Consider the following 23872-nt stretch of genomic DNA (forward strand, 5'->3'; position numbering starts at 1 on the left):
AGGCATTGACATGGGAATCATGGACCAGGCTAAGGACTTCGCAGAGAAGAACCCCGGAAAAGTCGACGAGATCATCGAAAAGGTCGGCGACATCGTCGACTCCAAGACGCAGGGCAAGTATGCCGACAAGGTAGACCAGGCCCAGCAAATGGCGAAGGAAAAGATGCACGGCCAGCACGCTGCCACGCCAGCCCAGGAAGAGACCCCTGAGCAGCCGCACTAAGCCTCATCGCACTACCGAGCCGCGACCGTTAAGGTCGTGGCTTTTTTAATGCCCTATCCAACGTCACCCAATCACAACCGCATTACGTTCCCGTTTCACTTCCATCGAGATTTGAGCAAAATACCAGCTCATGACCGCGCCGTCCCAAAGAGTAGGTGGCGATCTCCCGTCAGCGCCCCTAGCGTGGACCATGTACCAGTCATCCGAAACGAAAGGTAAGCACCATGAGCGTTTTTGATAAGGCAAAGGACATGGCAGCCAAAAACCCCGAGAAGGCTGACCAGGTCGTCGATAAGGCAGGCGATGCCCTTGACGCAAAAACCGGTGGCCAACATGAACACCACGTGGATCGCGCCCAAGATGCCGCCCACGACCACCTCAAGGGCTAAAGATTTACTTGGCGGATCGTAAAATTGATCCGCCCCTCCCGAATGCCGCAACCTTCCGGCGCTGTGCCGTCATACACCTTTGGCACGCCATGAAATGCTCGCCGATGCTCTCCACCAAACACGAGGAGGTCACCGGATAGCAGTTGAATTTCACACCACGGACGGTTGCGGTTTTCTGTATTACCCAGGCGAAACAGTGCCGAATCCCCGATTGAGATTGACACAATTGGTGCCTCCGATTCTTCCCCCGCATCCTGATGCATCCCCATCCTCGCACCCGGCGGGTAGTAATTGATCAGAAGCATCTCCGGCCGAAAGCGCCTCACCCAACCCGACAGTTCCGGCGCGCTTTTCGACGCCATCAGCAACCCTTGCCTGCCGAGCTGTCGCGCCCACTGCGGCATAGGCAACGGCGAGGGCTCATAGCTATTGAGATTGCCCTGCCAGCGATAGCCGAGTGGCTGCATATACACACTCATTTGTCCGGAAGGCAGCGTGGGGCGAGCCATGCCACGACTAACTTGCCGCGCAGCCTCGACTAGATCCGCCTGCATATTGGGGGATAAGTAAGCTGGCACATGCGCCACTCCTGCGGCAATACGCTTGGGTGGTCGTGGGAGTTCTGCAAATAAAGCTGGCACGGTGTTAGGATAACTGCCGACAGTTGTAGATATATCAACAAAGGATGAATTGATGAAGATCGCAGTAGTACTCGGCTCAATCCGCGAGGGCCGCTTCGGCCCCCAGGTTGCCAAGTGGGCAGTATCCAACATTGCCGGTGCCGAGCTGGTTGACCTCAAGAGCTTTAATCTGCCACTACTGACCAGCGCCCCACCAATGGCAATGAAGGGCAAGTACGACGTCCCGGAGCAGCAGGCGTGGGCGGACGCAATGTCCAAGTATGACGCCTACATTTTTGTCACCGGCGAGTACAACCACGGCATTCCGGGCGCCCTGAAGAATGCCATCGACTCACTCGGCGTCGAGTTGCAGGGCAAGAAGGCTAGCTTCATCTCCTACGGCTTCGATGGTGCTATTCGCGCCGTTGACCAGCTGCGAATCGTACTGCACAACTTTTCGATGAGGCTGCCGCGAGCCCAGGTTTCCATCAACCTCAACACTGAAATGGTCGATGGCACATTTGTGCCCGGCGACCACCAGATTGGCGCATTGACCCTAGCCGTCGAGCAGCTTAAGGCAGACTAACGCCAGTTCCCCCTTCAGGGACTGCTGCCGACTCACTCAAGCAATGCAGATCAGTTTGGCTGCCATCTGCACGCTTGCCGTTGACATATCGCTCCATCTGGACAGGTTCGCCGTCGCCAAGTGGATACAAGGCTTCCGTGTACGCCAAGGTCTCGCCGGAGTTGTCAAACATTGCAGCGAAGCTACTGGTCTCCGAGTATTCGCCACCGATTGGAATCAAAACGACGGTGAACTCACCGGCATCCGTTTTAGTCTTGTTGACGGTCGCATCCTCATACTTAAGTGAGTCCAAGCCAGAGTGGATAACGAGGCCATCGAGCTTGGCATCCTGATCTATCCGATCCAGCCATTGTTGCTTTTCTTCTTCCGACACTGGCTCAGAGGTCAAATTAGCTGGGCCTCCAGCATGACGGGCATGTGCGCACAACCCAGGCGAAATCGATTCAGCCCCTGGGGCTTCCGTATCGGCGAACGCTGGGTTAGTGCACGCTATCGCCCCAGCCGTAAACCCGGCAACCAGCAGCGCGGTTGAACGTTTGGCGGTCATAGCAATCCTTCCTCACTGTGGGTACTGACACTGCCACCACAACATGAGCACTATTGACAGTCAATACCTACAGCGGGTAGTTACCCAATCTTTATAGGCCGCCTTAGTTACCGCAGGAAATCCCTGTGGAGTGCACTGGACAATAGCCGTGTGGGTTTTTATACAAGTACTGCTGGTGCTCATCTTCCGCCAAATAGAAAGGCTGCATCGCAGTCACTTCCGTGGTGATGGGCGGAAAACCATGCTCAGCGAGCTTTTCGCCGTAACGCGACACAACATCCCGCACTACCTCCGGCTCATGCGTGCAAAAGATGGAGCGGTACTGCGTGCCGACGTCATTGCCCTGGCGGTATCCCTGCGTAGGGTCATGTGCCTCCAAAGCAAGGGCCACAATATCGCGAACGCTGAGTGAGTCGTCGAAAAGCACCCGCACCACCTCTGCATGGCCGGTGCGCCCAGAGCAGACCTCACGGTAGGTCGGGTTAGGAGTGAAGCCGCCAGCGTATCCGACCTCGGTCGAGACAACACCCGGGGTGTTCCACATGAGTTTTTCAGCGCCCCAGAAACATCCGATGCCAATCAAGACTTCCTTTCCATCTTGTCGCAACGGGGTGCCGAACACGGCGTGTGGTGCAGGATCAGGGTTCACCGGCATCGATCCGCCACGCAGCGCAGATTCGGGGGTGACCATTTCTGGTTTCGGCGCAAAGAGGAAGCCCATATACGACACTATATCGTTGCGAAATCCCCAATCGCGCCTATCATGGGGGTCACACCGTCAAACGAAAGGTTTTAAGCACATGGCTAAATACGAACTGCCACAGCTCGACTACGCATACGATGCTCTCGAGCCACACATCTCCGCTGAGATCATGGAGCTGCACCACACCAAGCACCATCAGAACTACGTCAACGGCGCAAACGCTGCCCTTGAAAAGATGGAAGCTGCACGCCAGGATGGCACCATCGGCGCAGTTGTTACTGGCCTTTCTAAGGACCTCGCTTTCAACTTGGGCGGCCACACCAACCACTCCCTGTTCTGGAAGAACCTGGCACCTAACGCTGGCGGCCAGCCAACCGGCGAGCTCGCGGAGGCTATTGACCGCAACTTCGGCTCTTTCGAAGCATTCCAGGCACACTTCGAGGCTGCTGCCCTCGGCCTGCAGGGCTCCGGCTGGGCAGTTCTGGCGTGGGACACCCTCGGCGAGCGCCTCGTTATCGAGCAGATGACCGACCAGCAGGGCAACCTCTCCATCGACCTGCGCCCACTGCTCATGCTCGACATGTGGGAGCACGCCTTCTACCTCCAGTACAAGAACGTGAAGGCAGACTACGTCAAGGCTGTCTGGAACGTTTTCAACTGGGAAGAAGTTGCCAAGCGCTTCGCAGCTGCTAAGTAATCGTTCTCGCCGACTCAACCCATCGCCCACCAGTGCTGTCCACTGCACGGGCGGTGGGTTTCGTCGTGGCTGGAGTACAAGCCAGCTGGGCTCGATCTCCAGTTCCGCAGGCCTTATTCGCTCACGCTCCCTAAACGAGAACTTGCATTTTCCCCAGCACGAACTGCCGGAACAGTTCCACCGGCGGTGCCTCGGCTAGCCCGGCGCGCCAGATCATGCCAATATCGCGCCCCTGCGTTGGTGTGAGAGGTACCACGGAAACACCCTCGGGGACCAGCGCCGAATCCCCCATGGGCAACAAAGCAACTCCCAGGCCAGCGGCCACGAGTCCAGCAACAGTTGTCATTTCCATTGTTTCAAAGGCGATCTTTGGCTCAAAACCCGCGTCAGCTGCCAGTCGATTTAGGATTATCTGAATGCCATAACCAGGCAGCATGCCGATGAACGGCTCATCCTTGGCTGCAGAGAGTTTGACCGCAGTCTTCGTGGCGAACTTGTGGCCGGCGGGAACTGCTAGGCCTAGTCGCTGCTGGGCCACCGTAGTCCAGGCGACGTCGGTACTGGCAGGCTCCGGGCTGACGAAGGCGAGGTCCAGGGCGTCGTCAAGCACTGCCTGCTCCAGCTCACGCGCGGGCCCCTGCCGGAGCTCAAACTGTACTTTCGGATAACGGGCGCGGTATTCGCGCAGGAGAGCCGGCACGAGCCAAGTACCCAGGGAATGCATGAAGCCAATGCGCACGGTGCCCAACTCGGGATCCATCAGGCGGTGGACTTCGCGGCTCCCTGCCTCGGCGGCCGAGAGGAGCGCGCGGGCATAGCGCTGGAAGGCACGGCCACGGGTATTAAGCTGCAGGGTTCGCCCGACGCGATCAAACAGCGTCGCCCCCAGTTCTTCCTCTAGGCGGGCAATGCGACGCGAGAGAGTTGGTTGGGGCACCCCCAAGCGAGCTGCCGTTTCAGTGAGGTGCCCGGACTCCGCCACGGCGAGAAAACTGGCGATGTCGCTGCTAGCGAGATTCAATTCATCCTCCGGATTAATTAGAGCCATTCTTCGCACTTTACTAATACAACCAGCATAGGCACGATGGAATCATGACGGGCATAAGGCGGACGGACGCAGCATACAAACGGGCAACGTGGGCGATGCTTGCCGTTGGGTTAGCCACGTTTAACGGACTCTACTGCACCCAAGCGCTCCTGCCGACCTTTTCAGAAGTTTTTAGTATCTCCCCCACCACGGCGGCCCTCACCATTTCTGCGGCGACCGGCATGCTCGCCCTGTGTGTGGTGCCGGCTTCAATCTTGTCGGAAAGGTTCGGCCGCGGCCGCATCCTAGCCGGCTCCCTGATAGCCGCCACCGCAGTCGGGCTGGTCATTCCTTTCCTCAGCGATCCAAACCTCATCATCGCCCTGCGCGGCCTCCAAGGAGCTTTCTTCGCTGGCACACCGGCGGTGGCCATGGCGTGGCTTTCGGAAGAAATCGATGCTCGCGATCTCGCCGGCGCTATGGGGCTATACATCGCGGGAAATGCCTTCGGCGGGCTACTCGGCCGCATCATCCCATCGACAATCCTGGAATTTGCTAGCTGGCGCTGGGCAATGGGCATCAACGCCGTGTTCGCTCTGACGATGGCAGCCCTAGTGTGGTTGCTACTCCCAGCACAGCAACATTTCCACGCCAAGCAACTACATGCCAAGGCTGAAGTGCAGGCCATGCTGGGACACTGGAGAAATCCACGGCTGGCAGCACTATTCATCCTGCCACTGCTAGCGATGGGGACCTTTGTTTCGGTTTACAATTTTCTTGGCTTTCGAATGATCCAACTATTCGGGCTCAGTGAAGGCCTTGTCGGACTGCTTTTCATCATGTACCTTGCGGGGACTTGGTCGTCGGCACGCGCAGGCTCGATGGTAAAACGCTGGGGCCGCGGACCAGTGGTGCTGAGTATGGCGCTGCTGATGCTGGCGGCCCTGCCAGTACTCAATTCAGGCCATCTGAGCGTGATTCTACTGGCGCTTTTCATTTTCACAGCCTCGTTTTTTGCGCTGCATTCGACGGCCTCGAGCTGGGTAGGCATCCTTGCCACTGAGCATCGTGCGGAGGCGTCCAGCATGTACCTGTTTTGTTATTACGTTGGCAGCTCTATCATCGGCTGGCTATCTGGCATGGTGATGCATATTGGCTGGTTCCAGTTCACGATGTGGCTCTCAGCGTTGACGGCGCTGATCGTTCTCATCAGCGCTTGGCTATGGTCGACCCGCGAGCAATCCGGCCAGGACTAGTCCAGGCTCAGGACCTTTTGCAATTCCTGGAACACCTCGGGCTGCATCACATGCGTGACAGTGCGACCTTCGCGTACCTTTCGTAGTAAACCTGCATCACTGAGCTTCTTCAGATGGTGCGACACCGTTGGTTGGGACAAATCAGTGCGCGACACCAAATCGGTTACGGAGAGCGGCCCGCAGCCGGCCGCTTCTATTTCAGACAGCAACTGAAGCCGTACTGGGTCCGACAAAACCTTGAAGAGCATGGCGTACTTTTTCGAGTCTTCTGCCGACAGTGGTCCATCACATAAGGAACAACAACCCATGACCACCAGTCTATATTGACGTCCGTCGATATAAAAGCTAGCATTTCATATCGATACCCTTCGATATGAAAGCCTGCCACAGATGTCTCTCCTGGACCGTTTCCTTCCCGCCTGGATCCTGCTCGCCATGGGTGCCGGCCTGGCGCTGAGCAACATATTTCCCCACTTAGCCTCCGCACTGAACTCGATGCACCTGGCAGGAATCTCGATCCCCATCGCGATCGGCCTATTCGTCATGATGTACCCACCTCTAGCTAAGGTGCGCTACGACAAAGCAAGCAAGCTCGCTTCTGACCGCCGCCTCATGATCGTTTCCCTGCTCCTCAATTGGCTCATCGGCCCCGCATTCATGTTTGCCCTGGCCTGGCTCTTCCTGCCCGACCAACCCGAACTACGTACCGGCCTAATCATCGTTGGCCTAGCCCGGTGCATCGCCATGGTCTTGGTATGGTCCGACCTGGCCTGCGGCGACAAAGAAGCTACCGCGGTACTGGTTGCCGTGAACTCAGTTTTTCAGGTTCTAATGTTTGGCATCCTCGGCTGGTTTTATCTCCAAATACTGCCTAGCCAACTTGGCCTGCCGACCACCTCTGCTGAGTTTTCATTTTGGACCATCGTTTCCTCGGTGCTGATTTTTCTCGGTATTCCACTACTGCTCGGAGCACTCTCCCGCGTTATCGGCGAGAAGCTTAAAGGTCGCGATTGGTACGAAAGTTCCTTCCTTCCCCAGATCTCCCCACTCGCACTGCTCGGCCTGCTGTACACCATTGTTTTGCTCTTTGCCCTGCAGGGCGAGCACATCGCCGAGAATCCCTGGGCGGTCGCTCGCCTCGCGGCGCCACTATTGTGCTATTTCTTCGGAATGTTTTTCATCGGCGTCCTTGCTTCCTGGCGCTCCGGGATGGGGTATGCCCAATCCACATCCGTGGCTTTTACTGCCGCAGGCAACAATTTTGAGCTGGCCATCGCGGTGGCGATCGGCACCTTCGGAGCCAGCTCCGGCCAAGCGCTCGCCGGAACAGTGGGGCCGTTGATCGAGGTGCCGGTCCTGGTCGCGCTGGTGTATGTCATGAAATCCCTCAAGCCCCGCCTCTACCCTCAGGAGTCTTAATATGAAGAAGGTTTTGTTTATCTGCGTGAGCAATGGCGGCAAGTCCCAGATGGCAGCAGCCCTGCTCCGCAAACATGCTGGCGATTGGATCGAGGTTCACTCCGCAGGCACTCACCCGGGAAGCACTCTCAATGAGGAGTCCGTTGCCGCCATCGCCGAAGTTGGCGCCGACATGTCACAGGAGACTCCGAAGCCCATTGACCCGCTGCTGTTATTGAATGCCGACCGAGTCATCGTTTTGGGCAAGCAGGCGCAAGTTGCTGGCACCGTAGAGTTGTGGGACACCATTGAGCCTTCACACGACGGCATCACCGGCATGGAGCGCATGCGCTTGCTTCGCGAGGACATAGACAACCGAGTGCGCACCCTGGCGGAAGAGCTAAAACAAGCTTAATCCTGTATGTTATATACATGATTAAAAGTGGGCGGAAGAGCTGGCATAAGACCGCAAGCAAACCGGTGTCGTGGTGGATGCTTGCCCTCATCATTGCTGGAGCTAGCCACATCCTCATCCCCGAATACCGGTGGATGCTCATCCACATGCTCACGCTGGGAATCCTCAGCAATTCCATCCACCTCTGGAGTTTTCACTTCACCGAAAAATGGATGCATGCGGACTTCAGCCAGTCACAGCGGCGCAGCTTCGTCGCTCGCGTTTACGCACTCAATGTAGCCTTCATCATCACCATCCTCGGTCGAGTGCTGGGACAATCCTGGCTAGTGGTCTTGGGGGCGAGCGCCATTGCTGCTCTCTTTGGATGCCACGCCATTGTGTTGGGCCGACAATTCCGACCTTCACAGCGTTTCGCTCACTCAATCGTCGCCTACGTGGCCTCCGCAATCTCCCTCGTTGCCGGCGCCATCCTGGGCGGACTCCTCGGGCTCGGCTATTCCGAGCTCTTGCCTGCACACCTGCTTCTCAACTTCGGCGGCTTTGTAGGCCTGGCTGCACTAGGCTCCCTGGCGGTGCTCTTCCCCGCCATGTGGCGCACCCAGATCAAATGGGACTTCACGCGCTGGTCGGTAGGGATCGCCATCGTGGGATTAGTGGTAGGCACCCTTTGGCTCACCCCAGGCCTATTGATCTACGCAGCTGCTTGGCTGCTGGCCCTCGTCGGCTTCCTGAGTAGTTTGGTGGCAGTGGCGCGCGATCCGCGTGACCGTGTCACCTTTGCCTCCGTATCTGCACTCGCCGCAATCTTGTGGCTCATCGGCTCCATCCTTGCGTTGGCAGCGGGCCACCTACCTGTCTTAGGCCTCGCGGTAGGTTTCGCGGCGCAGCTGCTCATCGGAACCATGAGCTATTTGCTGCCGACGACCATTGGAGGCGGCCCAACCGCAACCCGCGCCGGGATGCGCGTGATGAATCAGGCCGGACTGTTTCGTTGCACACTGGTCAACGGCGGGCTGCTGATCTGGATTTTCTCTTCTAATAGCTGGCTGAAAGTGGTGGCTTCCGCCCTAGTGTGCCTTTCACTGGCATATCTAGTGCCAGCCACCCCGTGGGCGGTGAAGGCACAACGCACACTCATGGCCCACAAGGATAAACCCCTGGCCACGCCCGATACCGCACCCCGGTGGCATCAGATCACGGCGGGCATCGCCGTCCTCACTGCCGCCGCAATGCTCCTTAGCGGCAACCCAGGTCCGCAACCGGCCAGCACCGCTGCGGGCGCGGAAACCGTGCGGATGGACATCACAATGAACCAGATGAGATTCCATCCGAGTTCGATCACCGTTCCGGCCAATAGTCGGCTAGTACTCACGCTAAAGAATGAAGACTCCATGGTGCACGATCTGGTATTCCCCAACGGCGCGACCACTGGCAGGTTAAACCCCGGCGAGACTGCGGAACTCGATGCCGGTGTCATCACCGAAAGCACCCAGGCTTGGTGCTCTATCGCTGGCCACCGGATGCAAGGCATGACACTGGATGTGCTGACCGGGACCGCGCCGGCTGAGCAGCAAGGCCAGCAACAACCGCACCAGCAGCATCAACATCAGGCGATGGCAGCTGCGGGCGTCGGCAAGCCACCTGCGCACACCATCGACCCGGTGGTGCCACCGAGCACCGTGCATGACATCACTATCAACGTCGAGGAGAAGGTCATCGACGGCCGCGCCCGGTGGACTTTCAACGGCGATATGCAGGGCCCTACCTTGCGCGGAAAAATTGGCGACGAGTTCCGGGTGAAGTTCGTCAACAACGGTTCGATGCCACACTCCATCGATTTCCATGCCGGCCTCATTTCCCCTGATGAGCCGATGAAGAGCATCAACCCTGGCGAGTCTCTGCAATATAATTTCCGTGCGCACCACTCTGGAATCTGGCTGTACCACTGCGGCACGATGCCAATGTCCATGCACATCGCTGCCGGCATGTTCGGCGCAGTGATCATCGATCCACCAGACCTCGCACCCGTCGATCATGAATACCTCATCATCCAATCGGAGCTCTACGGCAGCACAAACGATCCCACCAACCCGGTCGACGCCACCAAGCTAGCCGCCGGCACACCAGACCGCGTCATGTTCAACTCCGTCGAGGACCAGTACGTCAGCAACCCGCTCCGCATGCGGGCAGGCGAGACCGCGCGCTTCTGGCTTCTCGACGCCGGCCCCAACAACTCACTCAGCTTCCACATCGTTGGCTCACAGTTCCACACCTCCTACAAAGAAGGGGCCTACCTGCTCAAAGACAGTGACACGGGTGCCTCACAAGCCCTAGATCTATTAGCGGCGCAGGGTGGTTTCGTGGAAGCCCGCTTCCCAGAGCCTGGCACCTACACGATGGTCAACCACCAATTCATTGATGCTGAGCGCGGAGCCCGCGGCAAAATCATCGTGGAATAGCAAAGTAGATCCCGGCGTGCAGAGAGCACCCGGGATTAAACTGCGCCTCGCACGCCGGACACCGCGGGCCATACTCCTGGTAACTCATGCGATGCCCACACACGCCGCATTCAATGGCAGGCTCATCCAACGGTATCTGCCCAAAGGGGTGAGCCGACTCCGCCGCATGGCACAAGTGACATGCCCAGTAGTCCCCGCATACGCTGCACTTATTGGCCACCACGTCCAGTTCCGAATGGTAGTGCTCGCAGCGCCCGTGTTGGTCAACCAGCAGCCCGCGGATCAAAAGATCACCGGCTCTCGCGGGACCGCGGCAGGGTCAAACTGGGCAAGCAGTTCCTGCGCCGAACCGGGCTTCAAACCGAGCGATGCCGCGAGCTTATGCATGGCAAAATCGATACCCATCTCCCGCAGCGTCACAGCGCCATCGCGCTTAGCCAATCGTTTTCCCGCCGGGGAGAGCACCAGCGGTACGTGTACATACTCCGGCACCGGTAGCCCGAGCAGACTGGCCAAGTAAGCCTGGCGTGGCGCGCTGGACAGCAGATCATCTCCCCGAACCACCTGATTGACTCCCTGGTGAGCATCGTCGACGACCACCGCCAGGTTATAGGCCCAGTCGCCATCTCCACGCCGCAAAATCATGTCATCCACGTCACCGGAGTATTCACCAACAAAATAGTCGTGCACCGTGAAGGAACTCACAGCAGATCGCAGCCGCAATGCTGGCGCTTTGTCTAGTTTTGGCACCGCCCCGTTGCGGCAGGTCCCAGGATATGAACCCGGTATGGCGTGCGGCGCGCGGGCAGCCTCCTGAATATCCTTCCGGGAACAGAAGCATTCATAGGTGGGCAGTGCCGCCAGGGCCGCGGAATAGGCTTCCGAACGCGTCGACTGGTACAGCACCTCGTCATCCCAATCCAGGCCGATAGCTGCGAGATCTTCCAGCTGGCGGGCGGCGGATGCGGCAGAGGAGCGCCCCGAATCGACGTCTTCAACACGGATGAGAAATGAACCGCCGTCGACACGCGCAAACAACCAGGCCAGCAGTGCGGTGCGCAGGTTCCCAAAATGCAGATCACCACTGGGGCTAGGTGCGTAGCGTCCGATCATGGTAATTAATGCTAGTGAATACTTCTAAGTCTGGGGAGGGCGCAGCCTCTTTCGAACAAGCTGCGTCCGTTCATACACCCCGCCACATCACTGTCCAGCGTTCCTTCTACCCGATGCTGCTCGCGCTCTTCGTCGCGATCTTCATCATTTCCAACATCACCGCCTCTAAAGGCGTAGCCTTCGGTCCCATCATTACCGACGGCGCCTTCTTCCTCTTCCCCATCGCCTACGTCATCGGCGACGTTCTCTCCGAGTGCTACGGCTTCAAAGCCACACGCAACGCCATTTGGACCGGCTTCGCAGGTATGCTGCTCGCCGTCCTCGCCTTTTATATCGCCATCGCCCTGCCACGTGCGGACTTCTACGAAGGCCAAGATGCCTTCGCCACCACGCTCGGCCTGGTGCCACAGATCGTCTTGGCCTCGCTCGCCGGATATCTGGTCGGCCAGCTCCTAAACTCATTCACCCTGGTGAAGATGAAAGCGAAAACCGGCGAGAAGTCCCTCTGGGCCCGGCTGCTCTCCTCCACCGTCGTTGGCGAATTCGGCGACACCCTGATTTTCTGCCTCATCGCGGCGCCTGTCATCGGCATCAGCACTATTGAAGATACGGTGAACTACACGATCGTCGGCTTCCTATGGAAGACCGCCGTGGAAGTGTGCATGATGCCAGTGACCTATGCGGTTATCGCGTGGGTGAAGAAGAAAGAAAACTACTAGCGCGTCACAACGGGGCATCCGAGCGTTCTAAGAAATCCCTAACCGCAGCCGTCGCTCGGCAGTCATCTTCGTTGTAGTTCAGCAACGCTGTGCGGGCTGCCGCGGAGCCGGCAGCAGCGTCCAGAAATAAATTCACCGAGCTTTCCCCGTCGACGTCCCCGCTGTAGTGATAACCCGCAGCAGGGGCCACCACTTTCAGGCCAAGTCCGAAGGGGCCGATGAGCTGCGCGCGCACGAGCTGGAAAACATCAACCCAGTATCCGGAATTGATAAATTCTTCCACCTCGGCCACGGTTGGCACACCGGGTTGCCCGGCGAATCGACGAGCTGAGGCGCGCATCCAGTGGTTTTCGCCATGCGCGGAGTAGCAGAACGCGCCGAAGGTCTGGCCGTTAGCTGTTGCCGTAGCGCGGGTATCGCATAGATAAGTCCAAAAATCGGCGAATGCGTTTGCTTCCTCGGCGAGCGACCACGCGGTAAAAGCGTGATACGCAGAACCATCCCACGCACCCCAAAGGTAGGCACCCTGGTCAAGGTATGCCTCGAGGTCGATGAATAGCTCTACATCGAATCGTGGAGCGCTCAGCAAACCCCGCGGAACTACCGTCTGACCGGAGCGAAAAGCCGCAGCTAGCAGCGAGGCTTCACCGAGGTCCGCCTCGATAAGACCGCCGACAGTGTGGATGCCACGTTCCCGATACGGGTTGGCGCGGTCGCCGGGCAAAAGTAGCGAGATGTCATCGGCCCGCTCTAGTTCAACAGAACACAGCGGCCAGTAGCGGCAGGAATCGCATTCCTTCACTCTGCGAGGGGCACGCGGCGTTTCCACCTGGAGCGCGCGCGTGAGAGCTTCATCCAGCGGCGCGAGGGGTTCTAGGAACGCACGGGTGCGATCTTGGCCAATCGTGCCACCCAGTCCGCAGGACAAATCCATCTCAGATAACGCTCGGCCAGCTAATGCAAGCCGATATGTATCCAAAGCGTGATGTCTGATCTTAAATTCGCCGGTCAGAACACTTCCGAGGCCTAATCTGGGCACTGCGAGGTAGCGCGCCTGCACCCCGGAGTGATTCCGGGCTGCGCGGTGGTTACTCACCATGATCGGAAGGTAGCCATCTTCGAATGCCACGAGGATATCCACTGTGATCTGGAACCTGCCCCATTCGAGCACCGCCTCGGTAATCAGCGTGTCCCCAGCAGCTAGGCATTCGAGGGTCTCAAAATAGGATTTACCTGCGCTAACTCGTCGAAAATAGCGAGCATCCCCCATGGCCGGGGACTGTGGCAGAAGGTTGTGTACGGCGGCGAGGGCGGCGTCGATACGCGCGGCGCGGGCCTGGGCTGCTTCCGTCGGCGGAACGTCGGGGTGCGCAGCGCGTTGCACCGCGCGGTATCGGCAGCCGACCAGTTCGCTCGGGGAAGTCACGATTAATACTCTGCCATGAACGCGCGTTCCGGGACAGGTAGGGTGGTTAAAAGAAACCAACGTAATCCGAGGAGTAAACCATGGGCGTTTTTGAGTCGATCCGCAAGGCACGCGCCAAGACCAAGGCTGAGGTCAAAGCCGCAAAGGCGAGGGCTAAGGCCGAAGTTAAGGTGGCGCAGAAGGATCGCATCCGCCAGCAGAAGCTGCTCGCGCAGCAGGAGCACAAGCTGATCAAGGCTGAGCAGAAGGGCTTGAAGGCTAAGCGCAAGCAGGAGATCAAGCTGGCCAAGACGGAATTGGCAAAGCGCAAGGCGGGTAAGGTCAATAAGAACAATGTGCAGCGTTATGTCGGTGTGGCACGCATGCTGGCTCCGCTGGTACTGCCACTGATGTACCGTGGCATGACTCAAGCTCAAGAGCTGGTGAATAAGCAGCGCGCGCAGAAGCACGGCGTGACCGCGGCTGAGATGTCCCAGTTTGCGGGCCATGGCGCTTCGCTCAAGGCTCGCATCACCGGCCTGCGCAAGAATGTGGACGAGGCTCCACTGCCACGCGGTTTCAAGCTTGATGCCAACGAGCGCCTTGATGAGCTGGATAAGGCCGTGGACAACGCCGAGTTCATGACCCCAGAGCAGCGCCGTCGTGCGCATCGCTCTATCACTTCTGACCTCGACATGGTCGCTGGACAGATCCAAGAAAAGCTTGTTTGATCTCTCCGTCATCGGCGCTGGCCTGCCGGTTCTGCAACGAATCGACCAGCTAGCGCCGCTGCTTGACGACGCCCACCGCGCCGTCATCCAAGCACCGCCTGGCACGGGCAAGACTACGTTGGTGCCGCCGGCGGTGTTTAATGCTGTCGGCGGGCGTGTGATCGTTGTGGCACCGCGACGTGTTGCAGTACGTGCTGCTGCGGCGCGACTGAGTGCGCTTTCCGGCCTGCCCATCGGCTACGCCGTCCGTGGCGCTTCCCGACCTTCCAAGCTTGTCGAATTTCTCACCCCGGGTGTCCTGCTGCGCAGACTCCTGCACGATCCCTTCCTCGAGGGCGTCTCCGCAGTAGTCCTCGACGAAGTTCACGAACGCGGCCTGGATACTGACCTTGTGCTCGGCATGTTGCTCGAGCTCACCGAACTGCGCGAGGACCTCGCCCTAGTCGCTATGTCCGCGACCATTGATGCCTCCCGTTTCGCAACCCTGCTTGGCGACGCCCCGATCCTGGAAACCCCCGCGCTCACGCACCCACTCGACATCCGATACCAACCAATCTCGGGTCGCCTCGCCGGGAAACGCGAGTTCTATGCTGCGTTGGCGCGGCTGGCCGCTTCCCATGTCGGACCACATTCAGTGCTGGTCTTTGTTCCGGGCGTGCGCGAAGTGAACCTAGTCTGCTCGGCGATCGATGCCATACCGCTGCACGGCCGGCTCTCTCCCGCCGAGCAGGATGCAGCGCTGTCGAACGACTCCCCGCGGGTAGTGGTGGCAACGAATGTCGCTGAGTCCTCGCTTACTGTGCCCGGTGTCCGAGTGGTCATTGATTCCGGCTTGGCCCGCGTACCCCGGCGCGATCGTGCACGCGGAATGACCGGGTTGTTGACCTCCTCCATCGCCCAGTCATCAGCAGACCAACGCGCCGGCCGGGCCGGACGTGAAGGCCCCGGGCTGGTGATCCGCGCTTATTCTGCTGCGGAATATGCAGCATTTCAGCCTTTCAGCACCCCGGAGATTTTGTCGGCAGACCTCACCCAAGCGGCATTGTTCATGCATTGTTGGGGCTCTCTGGAGCTACCGTTGCTGGATCAACCGCCGGCGACTGCCTTGGCGGATGCGGAAGCGGCATTGCGTGAGCTCGGTGCGCTCGCCCCCAATCTGACAGATCTTGGCCGTCAGCTCGCGGCGCTACCGCTGGAGCCTCGCCTCGGGCGAGCGCTGCTTGCTACTGGTGATGTTGCAACAGTAGCTTTGCTCTCCGACCAGCCCTCCGGCGACATCTCTCGTGGCCACGCCCCCGCCCAGGAGGTCCGTCGACTGTCTTCCTTGGTCTCGGCAGGTCCACGCAATCCCGGACTCACCACGGCGCTGGCTTATCCGGAGTGGATCGGCCATCGAGTTGGGCCGGACACCTATTTGCTTGCCTCCGGCACTCGCGCGACCTGCACAGATGTCCACGACGAGTGGATCGCTTGTGCTGCCGTAACGCGTTCCGCCACCGGTGGCGTGATCCGTGCGGCTACTGCGCTGCCCTTCGACGATGTGTTGGCGGTGCTGAGTGTCTCTGAGGAAGACTCGGTTCTGGTGGAAGACGGCAAGATCAAGGGAGTTCGGGTGCGCCGCGTGGGCGCAATCCCGCTCTCGTCCACCCCGGTCCGCTTGGAATCAGGACAGGTACAGCAGGCGTTGGCTAATGCGGTGCGTAGCTCTGGGTTGGGAATACTGCGTCTGTCTGCCGGTTTTACTGCGCTGCGGGAACGATTGGCGTTTCTACATGAGCACCTCGGCGCCCCCTGGCCCGATGTTTCAGATGCATCGTTGCAGGACCGGGTTTGTCAATGGCTGGGGACGTCCCTAGAAATTGGCGCCGCCGCTTTGCAACCGTTGTTGCCGCGGCCTGAGGCTTCTCGGCTCGCGGAGCTTGCCCCGGAACGGCTTCAGGTGCCAAGCGGGAATACCCACCGCTTGCACTATGACACGGGAAGACCGGTGTGCCAGGTGAAGTTGCAGGAGTGTTTTGGCCTTGACAGTTCTCCGGAAGTTTGTGGCGTTAAGGTGCAGTTTCATTTGTTGTCTCCTGCGGGGCGTCCGCTCGCAGTGACTGATGATTTAGCTAGCTTCTGGTCCGGCCCTTACGCGGGCGTGCGCGCCGATATGCGGGGCCGCTACCCCAAGCATCCGTGGCCGGAGGATCCGTGGACGGCGCCAGCGACAGCACGTACTAAGAAGCGAAGCCGTTAACGTCCCACCAAATGTAAAGCACACTTGACGTAAAGCTCGTTTTACATTTAGAGTGAGGGTATGCACAAGACAACCTTTGGAAGAATGCGCGGCGGACATTCCACCGCGACCCTATTAACTCTGTCCACCACCATCGGCTTGAGCATCGCCGCCGCACTAGGTTGGCTAATGTCCCAAAACTACCCAGACATTGCACTCTGGCTAGCTCTCCTCATCGGCATCGCCTGCATGGGTCCTGTCCTTTGCGTTGGCACATGGGCACTGCTGGTGGATCTTTCTACCCTGAAAGGTCGCGCCGAGCGCATCGACGACAGCGTAGAAAACCACTGGTCTCATGATGCCGCCGCCGGTACCGGCACGGACCTGTTAATCGTTCTCGGCCTACTAACCACCGTGGTAAACGTTGGCCACCTAGAGCTCCCGACTAACCATCTAGTCCTCGCACTCCTCATGATTGGCATGTTGAGCTTTGGCATCCGCTACACCATCGCTAAACGGCAAGGGAGCTAACGCATGAAGTACGAAATTGTGCATGGAGAGACCGAATGGCTCATCCGAAAACTCTTCATCGAGCGCAAGGAAAAATAATTGCGCAACTTCCTCCCCGAGGCCCGCAAGCAGCGTGGACTTTCCCAGCTAGCGCTTGCCGACGCCATTGGCGTTTCTCGCCAGACCATCATCTCCATCGAGAAGGGGCGTTTCGACCCTTCCCTCCCCCTCGCCTTTGATCTCGCAAGGTTCTTCAATTGTCCGATCGAGGACCTGTTCCACCCAGGAGAAGCCTAGATTTGGAAATCTTCCCCGCCATTCCACGATTTTTCACCCATTTAGCGAGTGAAATCTCCGGAAGGCGGGGAAGATTTTCCTGCCGTAAAACCACCCCAACACCCACGTCATCCCAACGGCATAACCAGCAAGAATATCCACCGGTCGATGCACTCCCAAGTACAGACGCGAATATCCCACCAAAGCCGCTAGCCCTATTGCAAGCACAGCAACCCACCACCGTGGCCACAACAAGACCAGCACACACGCTAGCGCTGCAATCGCGGTGGCATGGCCACTCGGGAAGGAGTAGCTAGGCTCAAAGACCATGGCGTCCTCCGGACGCGGAACCGCAAAAAGAGGTTTGAGTAGGTGCGTTGTGAGGCTCGCCAAGGCCACGGGCAGGGCTAGCCAGGGACGTCGACAAGCAGTCGCGAGCAGCACCGCATACACCAACACCGCCCAGGGTTGGAAAAGAAGGGAGATCAGCCCCATTGCTGCCAGCTGAGATAAACGCTCATGACCACGACCATGGTCAGGAGTGCGATTCGAATGAGTTTTGCCCCGCCACCCAATACTGTTCGGGCACCGATTTGGGCTCCGATCACGTTTGCTACTGCCAAGCCCAATCCGAGTTCCCACCACACGTGCCCGTGGAATGCGAATACTGCTAGCGCGCCAAGATTAGTGGCTGTATTAACAATCTTGGTGAGAGCGGCCGACTGCAGGAAGTTTCGCGACAACACCGCAGTGAAGATCATAATCAAGAACATTCCGGTGCCAGGACCGAAAATCCCGTCATAGAAGGCAATGGCAGCGACCGCGCAAACCACAATTATCCGCCGCCACAGCCCTGGCGCTTTACCGTCCGACTCTTGCCCAAAGGACGGTTTGAGGGCGACGAAGATGCCGACCAACACCATCAAAGCAATCACTATCGGGCGCATCACCTCCTTGGAGATGAGAGATGCGGCTAAGGCCCCGAAACCAGCACATACAAAAGCGACAGGCAGATAAATCGCAACCAGGCGGCGATCGACTGCTACTTTTCTGGTCATTGTCCACGCTGCCGATGCGGTTCCGACGACGCTCGACAGCTTGTTGGTGGCCAACGCTACGGCTGGATTCATGCCAGGAAACGCAATCATCAGCATTGGAATCTGGATCAGCCCACCGCCACCAATAACTGCGTCTACCCAACCGGCAATGCCAGCGCCCAAAAGTAACATCAGCAATTGCTGAATTTCCATCAATTCGCCCTCTTTAAATTCACTATTCGGAGCACCTTACTGTAGTGCCGTTGACAATTTCCCTGGAAATCTAAGCGACTTAGCTCTCTTTTCACTCCCAAATGGTCAGTTGTCACAGAACACATTGACGGCACAAGTTTACGGGGCCAAAGTCAATATTGGATACATTCATTCACTATCCGACTTGATTCAGATCATTCCGTGAATGGATTTCGACCATTTGAGCCCGACCCAGTTCTTTTGAGCCTGCCCTAGTCCTCGAAACCCATTCCACAAATTGGAAGGTTGCCCCCAATGAGCACACACACGAGCGCAAGCTTGCAGGGAAATGAGGTCGAAGAAATATCATGATGATCGCACTTCAATTTGCAGTTGTTCTATTTTTCATTCTCATCGGCGCCCGTTATGGAAGCCTCGGAATCGGTCTCGCCGGTGGCGCCGGCGTAATTGTCCTGGGTCTCCTAGGGCTGAAGGTAGATCCAGCTACTGGAATTCCTTGGTCCGTGTTGGGCATCATCATGTCGGTCATCATGTGCATTTCGGCGATGGAAGCCGCGGGAGGCTTAGACTACCTGGTTTCCATAACCGAAAAGCTGCTGCGCAAAAACCCAAAGCGCATTACGTTCTACGGGCCAATTGTCACATATTTGATGACCTTGTTCTGCGGCACCGGGCACGTGGCGTTTTCCTCACTTCCTGTGATCGCAGAAGTTGCCAAGGAAATGAATATTCGTCCTTCTAGGCCATTGTCCATCTCTGTCGTAGCATCGCAGGTCGCTATCTCCGCATCACCGCTTTCAGCTGCAATGATCGCCATGCTCGCCGCAACCGAGCCTTTGGGCGTTGACTACCTGCAAATCCTGGCAGTAGCAATCCCAACCACATTCATCGGCTGCATGGTTGGCGCCTTAGTCGCCTCAAAGCTAGGTTGCGAACTCGAGGATGACCCGGTTTACCAAGAGCGCAAGGCCGCTGGGCTGATCAAAATGCGCGGCGAAGGCACTTACGATATCAAGCCGGGCGCGAAACTCTCGGTCGCAATTTTTGGCATCACTTTGGCCATCGTGATGGTCTACGCAACCATCATCTCCGACTCCGTGGGCCTCATCGAAAAGCCGCCACTGGGCCGCGATGCTGCAATTATGACCTTCATGATGGCTGGCGGGCTAGCGATCGTAGCCTTGACTAAGGTTAAGCCTGCTGCCATGTCGACGATGTCAACTTTTAAGGGTGGCATGAGTGCTGCTTCTTGTATCCTCGGCGTCGCATGGCTCGGGAACACATTCGTCAACGGCCACATTGAGCAGATCAAGAGCGTGGGCAGCAGCGTAGTCTCTGACCAACCATGGCTGCTTTCGGTGGTGCTCTTCTTCGCATCTGCGCTGCTTTACTCACAAGCAGCATGTACTGCCACGCTGATGCCGCTGGCACAACAGATTGGTGTTGCCGCTACTACGATGCTCGCATCGTTCCCAGCAGTGACCGGCCTGTATCTCCTGCCGACTTACCCAACTACTGTTGCAGCGGTTGAGCTTGATGACACCGGCTCCACCCGCATCGGCAAGTACGTCTTCAACCACCCGTTCGTCTTACCGGGTATCACGTCCGTGGTAGTGGCTGTCCTCCTGGGGTTCTTGCTAGCCCCACTGGTCGTGAGCTAGATGCGGCCCGTCACTCGGCCACCGCTGATCGGCATCCTCGGTGGAATGGGTCCAGCCGCTACTGGTGAATTCCTGTTGGAACTCACCAGAGCCACACCAGCCGAGGTGGATCAAGATCATTTCCACACGCTGATTGACTGTGACTGCTCGATCCCAGACCGCACGACAGCAATCCTGAATCACGATGATGGGCCGTTGGAACCAATCCGTCGCGGATTGTTCTTTCTGGAAGAAGCAGGCGCAGATATCCTTGCCGTGCCATGCAATACTGCGCACTACTTCATCGATCAGTTTCGAGACGAACTATCAAGACCGCTGGTACACATCGTTGATGAAACCATTGCGAGTGCGAAAAGCCTATGTCCGGAAGGGGCTTGGATCACCGCAACGACGGGGACCATGAATACCCAGCTGTACCAGCGGGCAGCGGCTGAGCAGTCCTACGTATTACATTCTCCGCCAGCAGATTTACAGACTGAGATCATGAATACCGTAGGTCTGGTGAAGGCTAACAAGCTGGATGAAGCTGGTCGTTCCTATCGCGCAATTGCAGATCAACTCTTTGAGTTACGGCAGTTGCCGCTACTCACCGCATGCACAGAACTGCCGTTGGCCTTCAATCATTCCGGGCTGCCAACAGAGCGGGCGGTGTCATCGCTGACCGCATTAGCTCAAGCAGTTGTTCGGGAGGCCCAAGCCTGGGGATAAGGGGATCCCCACGAGCCCCCCTTGGGTAAGGTGGCCTAAGCTTTGCTTAGGCCACCTTTGGCATACGCAGGTAGAAATTCCATCAAGATCCAGAAAAGCACTCTCATGACCCTTTCGAATCCGGTTCGCTGGACCGTGGTGGTACCGGCAACCATCGGGATCGGGATGCTCTTTGATTACCTGCACGTTCCTGCTGGCTGGATTCTCGCGGCAATCCTCGCAGCCGCCGGAATGTCTATCTCCACCGGCCGCGATCTCCCCGTACATCGAATGGTCAGCCGCGTCGGCCGAAACCTCATCGCAATTATGGCAGCGGCACCCATCGTGGCGGCGGATCCGGTAGAACTCACCCACTTCATCCTCCCTGGACTCGCGATGGCGGTGATCACCATCGGAATCGGCATCGTCGGTGGCCTCATGCTCGCACGCTCCACGCCAGAGATCTCGCGAGAAACCGGCGTGCTCTCCATGCTCGCTGGTGGCGCCTCGGTCATGCCCGTGCTAGCCCAGGAACTGGGAGCAGACTTTCGCTACGTCACCCTCACCCAATACTTGCGACTGCTAGCGGTTACGGTCACCCTTCCACTGTTGGTTCCGCTCATGGATGTGCCCCGTGGCGGGGTAGATCACCTGCAGATCAGCTATGACCCCGTCGCGTTGATCGTCATCCTCGGCATCATTGTTGTCGGTGAACCGCTGGGCAAGTTCCTCCGACTGCCAGCACCTACGATCCTTGGCTCCATGTTGCTGACGATTGTGGCCGCGCAGTTCTTCCCCGACCCCGCGGCGCTGGCTTTGCCACCTGTGCTGAAGATTGCCGCATTCATTGCCATCGGTTGGGCAGCTGGTGGTGCACTCTCCGTACCGGCGCTCAAGCTCTTCGCGAGCCAACTACCCGCCACGTTCCTCTTTATTTTCATCCTGCTCGCCGCCAGCGCACTCGCAGCATTTGGCCTGATGTTCTGGCTCGACACCACCTACTTCGAGGCCTATCTCGCCGCCAGCCCCGGCGGCTTGGAGACCGTGCTTGCGCTTGCCGACGAGTTTGGCGCAGGCCCCTCCATTGCCGCCATCCAAGTCATTCGCCTGATAGCGATCCTGCTGGTTGCGGGCTATCTGCCCAAGATTCTCAAGTGAAGTCTTAGCCCAGCAGTTCTTGGCGGAGAATCCCCATCGGGATCGAACCGTGTGCGAGCGCCTTGGTGTGGAAGTCTGAAAGAGACATTCCACTAGCTGTGGCATCATCGCGCAACTGCTCCCAGAGCCGCTGGCCGAGAGCATAGGAGGGTGCCTGACCAGGCCACCCCAGGTAACGGTTGATTTCAAATTCGAGGGCACCGGGGCTCATCACGGAGTTTTCCCGGAGGAAGTTCCGTGCGTAGGAAGCATCCCAGCAGGAGGTCCCTTCGGGAACCTTCTTCCCCAGGTGCACGCCAATGTCCAAGACGACGCGGGCGGCGCGGAGGCGACTGGCGTCGAGAAGCCCCATGCGGGTACCGGGATTGGCGTGGTAACCGAGGTCCTCCATGAGTTGCTCGGCGTAGAGCGCCCAGCCTTCGCCGTGCCCGGAGTTCCAACACACTACTCGACGCCACAGATTGAGAGGCGCGAGCAGGGCGGATCCGATTTGCAGGTGATGTCCGGGGACTCCCTCGTGGAAAACCGTGGTGAGCTCCTGCCACTTATGGAAGGTGGTCTCCCCTGGCACTACAGACCACCACATTTGGCCTGGGCGGGAGAAGTCGGCGGCCGGCGGGGTGTAAAAGATTCCGCCCGTACCTGCCTTGTCGATGCAGCACTGGATAGTGCGCAGCTGCTCGGGGATCTCCATATCGAGGGTGTCGATCACATTATCCGCCACGGTCTGCATCCATTGCTGCAGCTCATCGACGCCTTCGATCGTGTAGTCCGGTTCCTTGTTGAGGCGGGAGGCCGCTTCGGCGACTGAGGTTCCCGGACCATAAAGCTCTGCAGCGAGCTGGCGCTGTTGCTCCGAGATCTCCTGCAAGCGGTGCAATCCCCACTCATATGCTTCGTCGAGGTCCACCGCAGCGCCGACGAACTCGTGGGAGAACAACTCGTAGCGTTCACGGCCCACTGCGTCATTGCTGGGGGCGTAGCTGGCGAGGTGCTCCGAGAGCCAGTCCGCCATCGTTGAGAAAGCTTCCTTGGCCACGACGACCTCTGCTTCTGGAGCGCCCAAGGTATCTAGGAAAGAACTCGCGGCGGCCAGATTGTTGCACTCGGTCACCAGCAGGTCGATCTGACGCAGCGCGGCCACCCGCCCCTGCCCTGCGGCTAGGGCCAGCGACTCACGATAGCCATGGAGTGCCGCCGGAACTTTAGCCAGTCGGGAGCGAATAGCATCGGGGTCTGACATGAGAGAAAATGTATCGCGGATGGTTTGCACCGGGGAGGCGATGTTATCCAGTTGCGCGTAGCGTTCCGCCCGGTGGTGCAGATCCAGTTGTAGGCAGAGGCGATCCCGGAGGACGGCTGCCGTGACGTTGTCGACGTGGTCGAAGTCGTCCTCGTCATCATTGTCATCGGTTGCGTCATCGAAGGCATCTACGTCAGCCAGGAGGTCTCGGTCCAATTCAGCCAGTCCGTCCCAGTAGGCCGGAGAGAAATCTTGGAGCTCGCCTTCGTGCCCTGCGATACCCCACGCGGTGGCATCCGTCGGCGAGAGCGCCGCGACGTCATATACGTAGGCCTCACAGGTGGCGTCGAGCAAGGATGGCTCACGGTTGGGGGATGGCTGAGTCATAATCGGCCAGTCTAACTACTTCCTGTGGACTTGCCGAACTCGCTCATCCCCAGGCCACCATATGTTATAAAATCGTCTTAAGTCGGGAGGTTGGTTGATAGCCCACACCCCCGACCAGCACACCCGAATTAGCAAATCTACTACCCGTCCAATCGGCGTTCTGCCAGCGCATCCGCTATCGAGCGTTGGAAAGC

General features: G+C 58.4%; 27 protein-coding genes. 16 read left to right on the top strand and 11 right to left on the bottom strand.

The genetic code is table 11. The features are described from left to right. Positions 1–10: 10 nt before the first annotated feature. A complete protein-coding gene (locus WG915_RS04470; RefSeq protein WP_339564171.1) occupies positions 11–223 on the top strand; it encodes an antitoxin in 213 nt (70 codons plus the stop codon). Between the two features lie 224 nt (positions 224–447). Next, positions 448–612 (top strand): antitoxin, encoded by a 165-nt coding sequence (locus WG915_RS04475; RefSeq protein ID WP_339564172.1) that lies wholly within the window; start codon positions 448–450, stop codon positions 610–612. Here WG915_RS04475 and WG915_RS04480 read toward each other — a convergent pair. Further along, complete coding sequence (locus tag WG915_RS04480; protein WP_339564173.1) at positions 609–1253, bottom strand: alpha-ketoglutarate-dependent dioxygenase AlkB family protein; 645 nt, start codon at positions 1251–1253, stop codon at positions 609–611. The genes WG915_RS04475 and WG915_RS04480 overlap by 4 nt on opposite strands. Positions 1254–1305: 52 nt before the next feature. On the opposite strand from WG915_RS04480, the gene WG915_RS04485 reads away from it, so the two are divergent. Then, complete coding sequence (locus tag WG915_RS04485; RefSeq protein ID WP_339564174.1) at positions 1306–1818, top strand: NADPH-dependent FMN reductase; 513 nt, start codon at positions 1306–1308, stop codon at positions 1816–1818. On the opposite strand, the gene WG915_RS04490 is transcribed toward WG915_RS04485, so the two are convergent. Together WG915_RS04490 and msrA are read right to left on the bottom strand one after the other, a co-directional pair. Beyond that, positions 1805–2365 (bottom strand): hypothetical protein, encoded by a 561-nt coding sequence (locus WG915_RS04490; protein WP_339564175.1) that lies wholly within the window; start codon positions 2363–2365, stop codon positions 1805–1807. The two genes, WG915_RS04485 and WG915_RS04490, sit on opposite strands and share 14 nt — an antisense overlap. 103 nt (positions 2366–2468) lie before the next feature. Further along, positions 2469–3086: a peptide-methionine (S)-S-oxide reductase MsrA gene (msrA, locus tag WG915_RS04495; protein ID WP_339564176.1), complete on the bottom strand. Its 618-nt coding sequence runs from the start codon at positions 3084–3086 to the stop codon at positions 2469–2471. Between the two features lie 79 nt (positions 3087–3165). Here msrA and WG915_RS04500 point away from each other — a divergent pair, with 79 nt between their 5' ends. Beyond that, complete coding sequence (locus tag WG915_RS04500; protein ID WP_339564177.1) at positions 3166–3765, top strand: superoxide dismutase; 600 nt, start codon at positions 3166–3168, stop codon at positions 3763–3765. Between the two features lie 130 nt (positions 3766–3895). Here the strand turns inward: WG915_RS04500 and WG915_RS04505 are convergent, their stop codons facing one another. Continuing rightward, complete coding sequence (locus WG915_RS04505) at positions 3896–4813, bottom strand: LysR substrate-binding domain-containing protein (protein WP_339564178.1); 918 nt, start codon at positions 4811–4813, stop codon at positions 3896–3898. A 44-nt stretch (positions 4814–4857) separates the two neighbouring features. On the opposite strand from WG915_RS04505, the gene WG915_RS04510 reads away from it, so the two are divergent. Beyond that, positions 4858–6048 carry an MFS transporter gene (locus WG915_RS04510; protein ID WP_339564179.1) on the top strand — a complete coding sequence of 397 codons (1191 nt, stop codon included), beginning with the start codon at positions 4858–4860 and terminating at the stop codon, positions 6046–6048. Here WG915_RS04510 and WG915_RS04515 read toward each other — a convergent pair. Then, entirely contained in the window at positions 6045–6356 is a 312-nt protein-coding gene (locus WG915_RS04515) for an ArsR/SmtB family transcription factor (RefSeq protein ID WP_339564180.1), read from the bottom strand. The genes WG915_RS04510 and WG915_RS04515 overlap by 4 nt on opposite strands. A gap of 82 nt (positions 6357–6438) precedes the next feature. Between WG915_RS04515 and arsB the strand changes: the two genes are divergently transcribed. The 3 genes from arsB to WG915_RS04530 are packed head-to-tail and all read left to right on the top strand — an operon-like array spanning position 6439 to position 10320. Continuing rightward, positions 6439–7467: an ACR3 family arsenite efflux transporter gene (arsB, locus tag WG915_RS04520; protein WP_339564181.1), complete on the top strand. Its 1029-nt coding sequence runs from the start codon at positions 6439–6441 to the stop codon at positions 7465–7467. 1 nt (position 7468) lies between these two features. Next, a complete protein-coding gene (locus tag WG915_RS04525) occupies positions 7469–7861 on the top strand; it encodes an arsenate-mycothiol transferase ArsC (protein ID WP_339564182.1) in 393 nt (130 codons plus the stop codon). 17 nt (positions 7862–7878) lie between these two features. Further along, complete coding sequence (locus tag WG915_RS04530; RefSeq protein WP_339564183.1) at positions 7879–10320, top strand: cupredoxin domain-containing protein; 2442 nt, start codon at positions 7879–7881, stop codon at positions 10318–10320. Here the strand turns inward: WG915_RS04530 and WG915_RS04535 are convergent. Both WG915_RS04535 and gluQRS read right to left on the bottom strand, forming a co-directional pair. Then, positions 10307–10606: a CHY zinc finger protein gene (locus WG915_RS04535; protein ID WP_339564184.1), complete on the bottom strand. Its 300-nt coding sequence runs from the start codon at positions 10604–10606 to the stop codon at positions 10307–10309. The two genes, WG915_RS04530 and WG915_RS04535, sit on opposite strands and share 14 nt — an antisense overlap. After that, the gene (gene gluQRS / locus WG915_RS04540; protein ID WP_339564185.1) at positions 10603–11433 is read right to left on the bottom strand and encodes a tRNA glutamyl-Q(34) synthetase GluQRS; all 831 of its coding nucleotides are present in this window, start codon (positions 11431–11433) and stop codon (positions 10603–10605) included. Before gluQRS ends, WG915_RS04535 begins: the two co-directional genes overlap by 4 nt. Positions 11434–11441: 8 nt before the next feature. On the opposite strand from gluQRS, the gene WG915_RS04545 reads away from it, so the two are divergent. Next, positions 11442–12152 (top strand): queuosine precursor transporter, encoded by a 711-nt coding sequence (locus WG915_RS04545; protein ID WP_339564186.1) that lies wholly within the window; start codon positions 11442–11444, stop codon positions 12150–12152. A gap of 4 nt (positions 12153–12156) precedes the next feature. On the opposite strand, the gene WG915_RS04550 is transcribed toward WG915_RS04545, so the two are convergent. Then, positions 12157–13578: a TM0106 family RecB-like putative nuclease gene (locus WG915_RS04550; RefSeq protein ID WP_339564187.1), complete on the bottom strand. Its 1422-nt coding sequence runs from the start codon at positions 13576–13578 to the stop codon at positions 12157–12159. An 80-nt stretch (positions 13579–13658) separates the two neighbouring features. On the opposite strand from WG915_RS04550, the gene WG915_RS04555 reads away from it, so the two are divergent. From WG915_RS04555 to WG915_RS04570, 4 genes are all read left to right on the top strand, one after another. After that, entirely contained in the window at positions 13659–14288 is a 630-nt protein-coding gene (locus tag WG915_RS04555) for a DUF6474 family protein (protein ID WP_339564188.1), read from the top strand. Beyond that, entirely contained in the window at positions 14281–16527 is a 2247-nt protein-coding gene (locus WG915_RS04560; RefSeq protein WP_339564220.1) for an ATP-dependent RNA helicase, read from the top strand. The genes WG915_RS04555 and WG915_RS04560 overlap by 8 nt, the downstream gene beginning before the upstream one ends. 60 nt (positions 16528–16587) lie before the next feature. After that, the gene (locus tag WG915_RS04565; RefSeq protein WP_339564189.1) at positions 16588–17037 is read left to right on the top strand and encodes a hypothetical protein; all 450 of its coding nucleotides are present in this window, start codon (positions 16588–16590) and stop codon (positions 17035–17037) included. Positions 17038–17115: 78 nt separating this feature from the next. Further along, complete coding sequence (locus WG915_RS04570; protein WP_339564190.1) at positions 17116–17313, top strand: helix-turn-helix transcriptional regulator; 198 nt, start codon at positions 17116–17118, stop codon at positions 17311–17313. A 33-nt stretch (positions 17314–17346) separates the two neighbouring features. On the opposite strand, the gene WG915_RS04575 is transcribed toward WG915_RS04570, so the two are convergent. Further along, positions 17347–17787, bottom strand: coding sequence for a phosphatase PAP2 family protein (locus tag WG915_RS04575; protein ID WP_339564191.1), 441 nt, complete (start codon positions 17785–17787; stop codon positions 17347–17349). Further along, positions 17778–18542, bottom strand: coding sequence for a TSUP family transporter (locus tag WG915_RS04580; RefSeq protein WP_339564192.1), 765 nt, complete (start codon positions 18540–18542; stop codon positions 17778–17780). Before WG915_RS04580 ends, WG915_RS04575 begins: the two co-directional genes overlap by 10 nt. Before the next feature lie 347 nt (positions 18543–18889). On the opposite strand from WG915_RS04580, the gene WG915_RS04585 reads away from it, so the two are divergent. From WG915_RS04585 to WG915_RS04595, 3 genes are all read left to right on the top strand, one after another. After that, entirely contained in the window at positions 18890–20203 is a 1314-nt protein-coding gene (locus tag WG915_RS04585; protein ID WP_339564193.1) for an anaerobic C4-dicarboxylate transporter, read from the top strand. Further along, complete coding sequence (locus WG915_RS04590) at positions 20204–20911, top strand: aspartate/glutamate racemase family protein (protein ID WP_339564194.1); 708 nt, start codon at positions 20204–20206, stop codon at positions 20909–20911. A 105-nt stretch (positions 20912–21016) separates the two neighbouring features. Continuing rightward, positions 21017–22048 carry an AbrB family transcriptional regulator gene (locus WG915_RS04595; protein WP_339564195.1) on the top strand — a complete coding sequence of 344 codons (1032 nt, stop codon included), beginning with the start codon at positions 21017–21019 and terminating at the stop codon, positions 22046–22048. A 4-nt stretch (positions 22049–22052) separates the two neighbouring features. On the opposite strand, the gene WG915_RS04600 is transcribed toward WG915_RS04595, so the two are convergent. Further along, a complete protein-coding gene (locus tag WG915_RS04600; protein ID WP_339564196.1) occupies positions 22053–23678 on the bottom strand; it encodes a DUF885 domain-containing protein in 1626 nt (541 codons plus the stop codon). Between the last annotated feature and the right edge of the window lie 194 nt (positions 23679–23872).

The sequence above is a fragment of the Corynebacterium sp. H128 genome (assembly GCF_037482625.1).
Taxonomy (GTDB): Bacteria; Actinomycetota; Actinomycetes; order Mycobacteriales; family Mycobacteriaceae; genus Corynebacterium.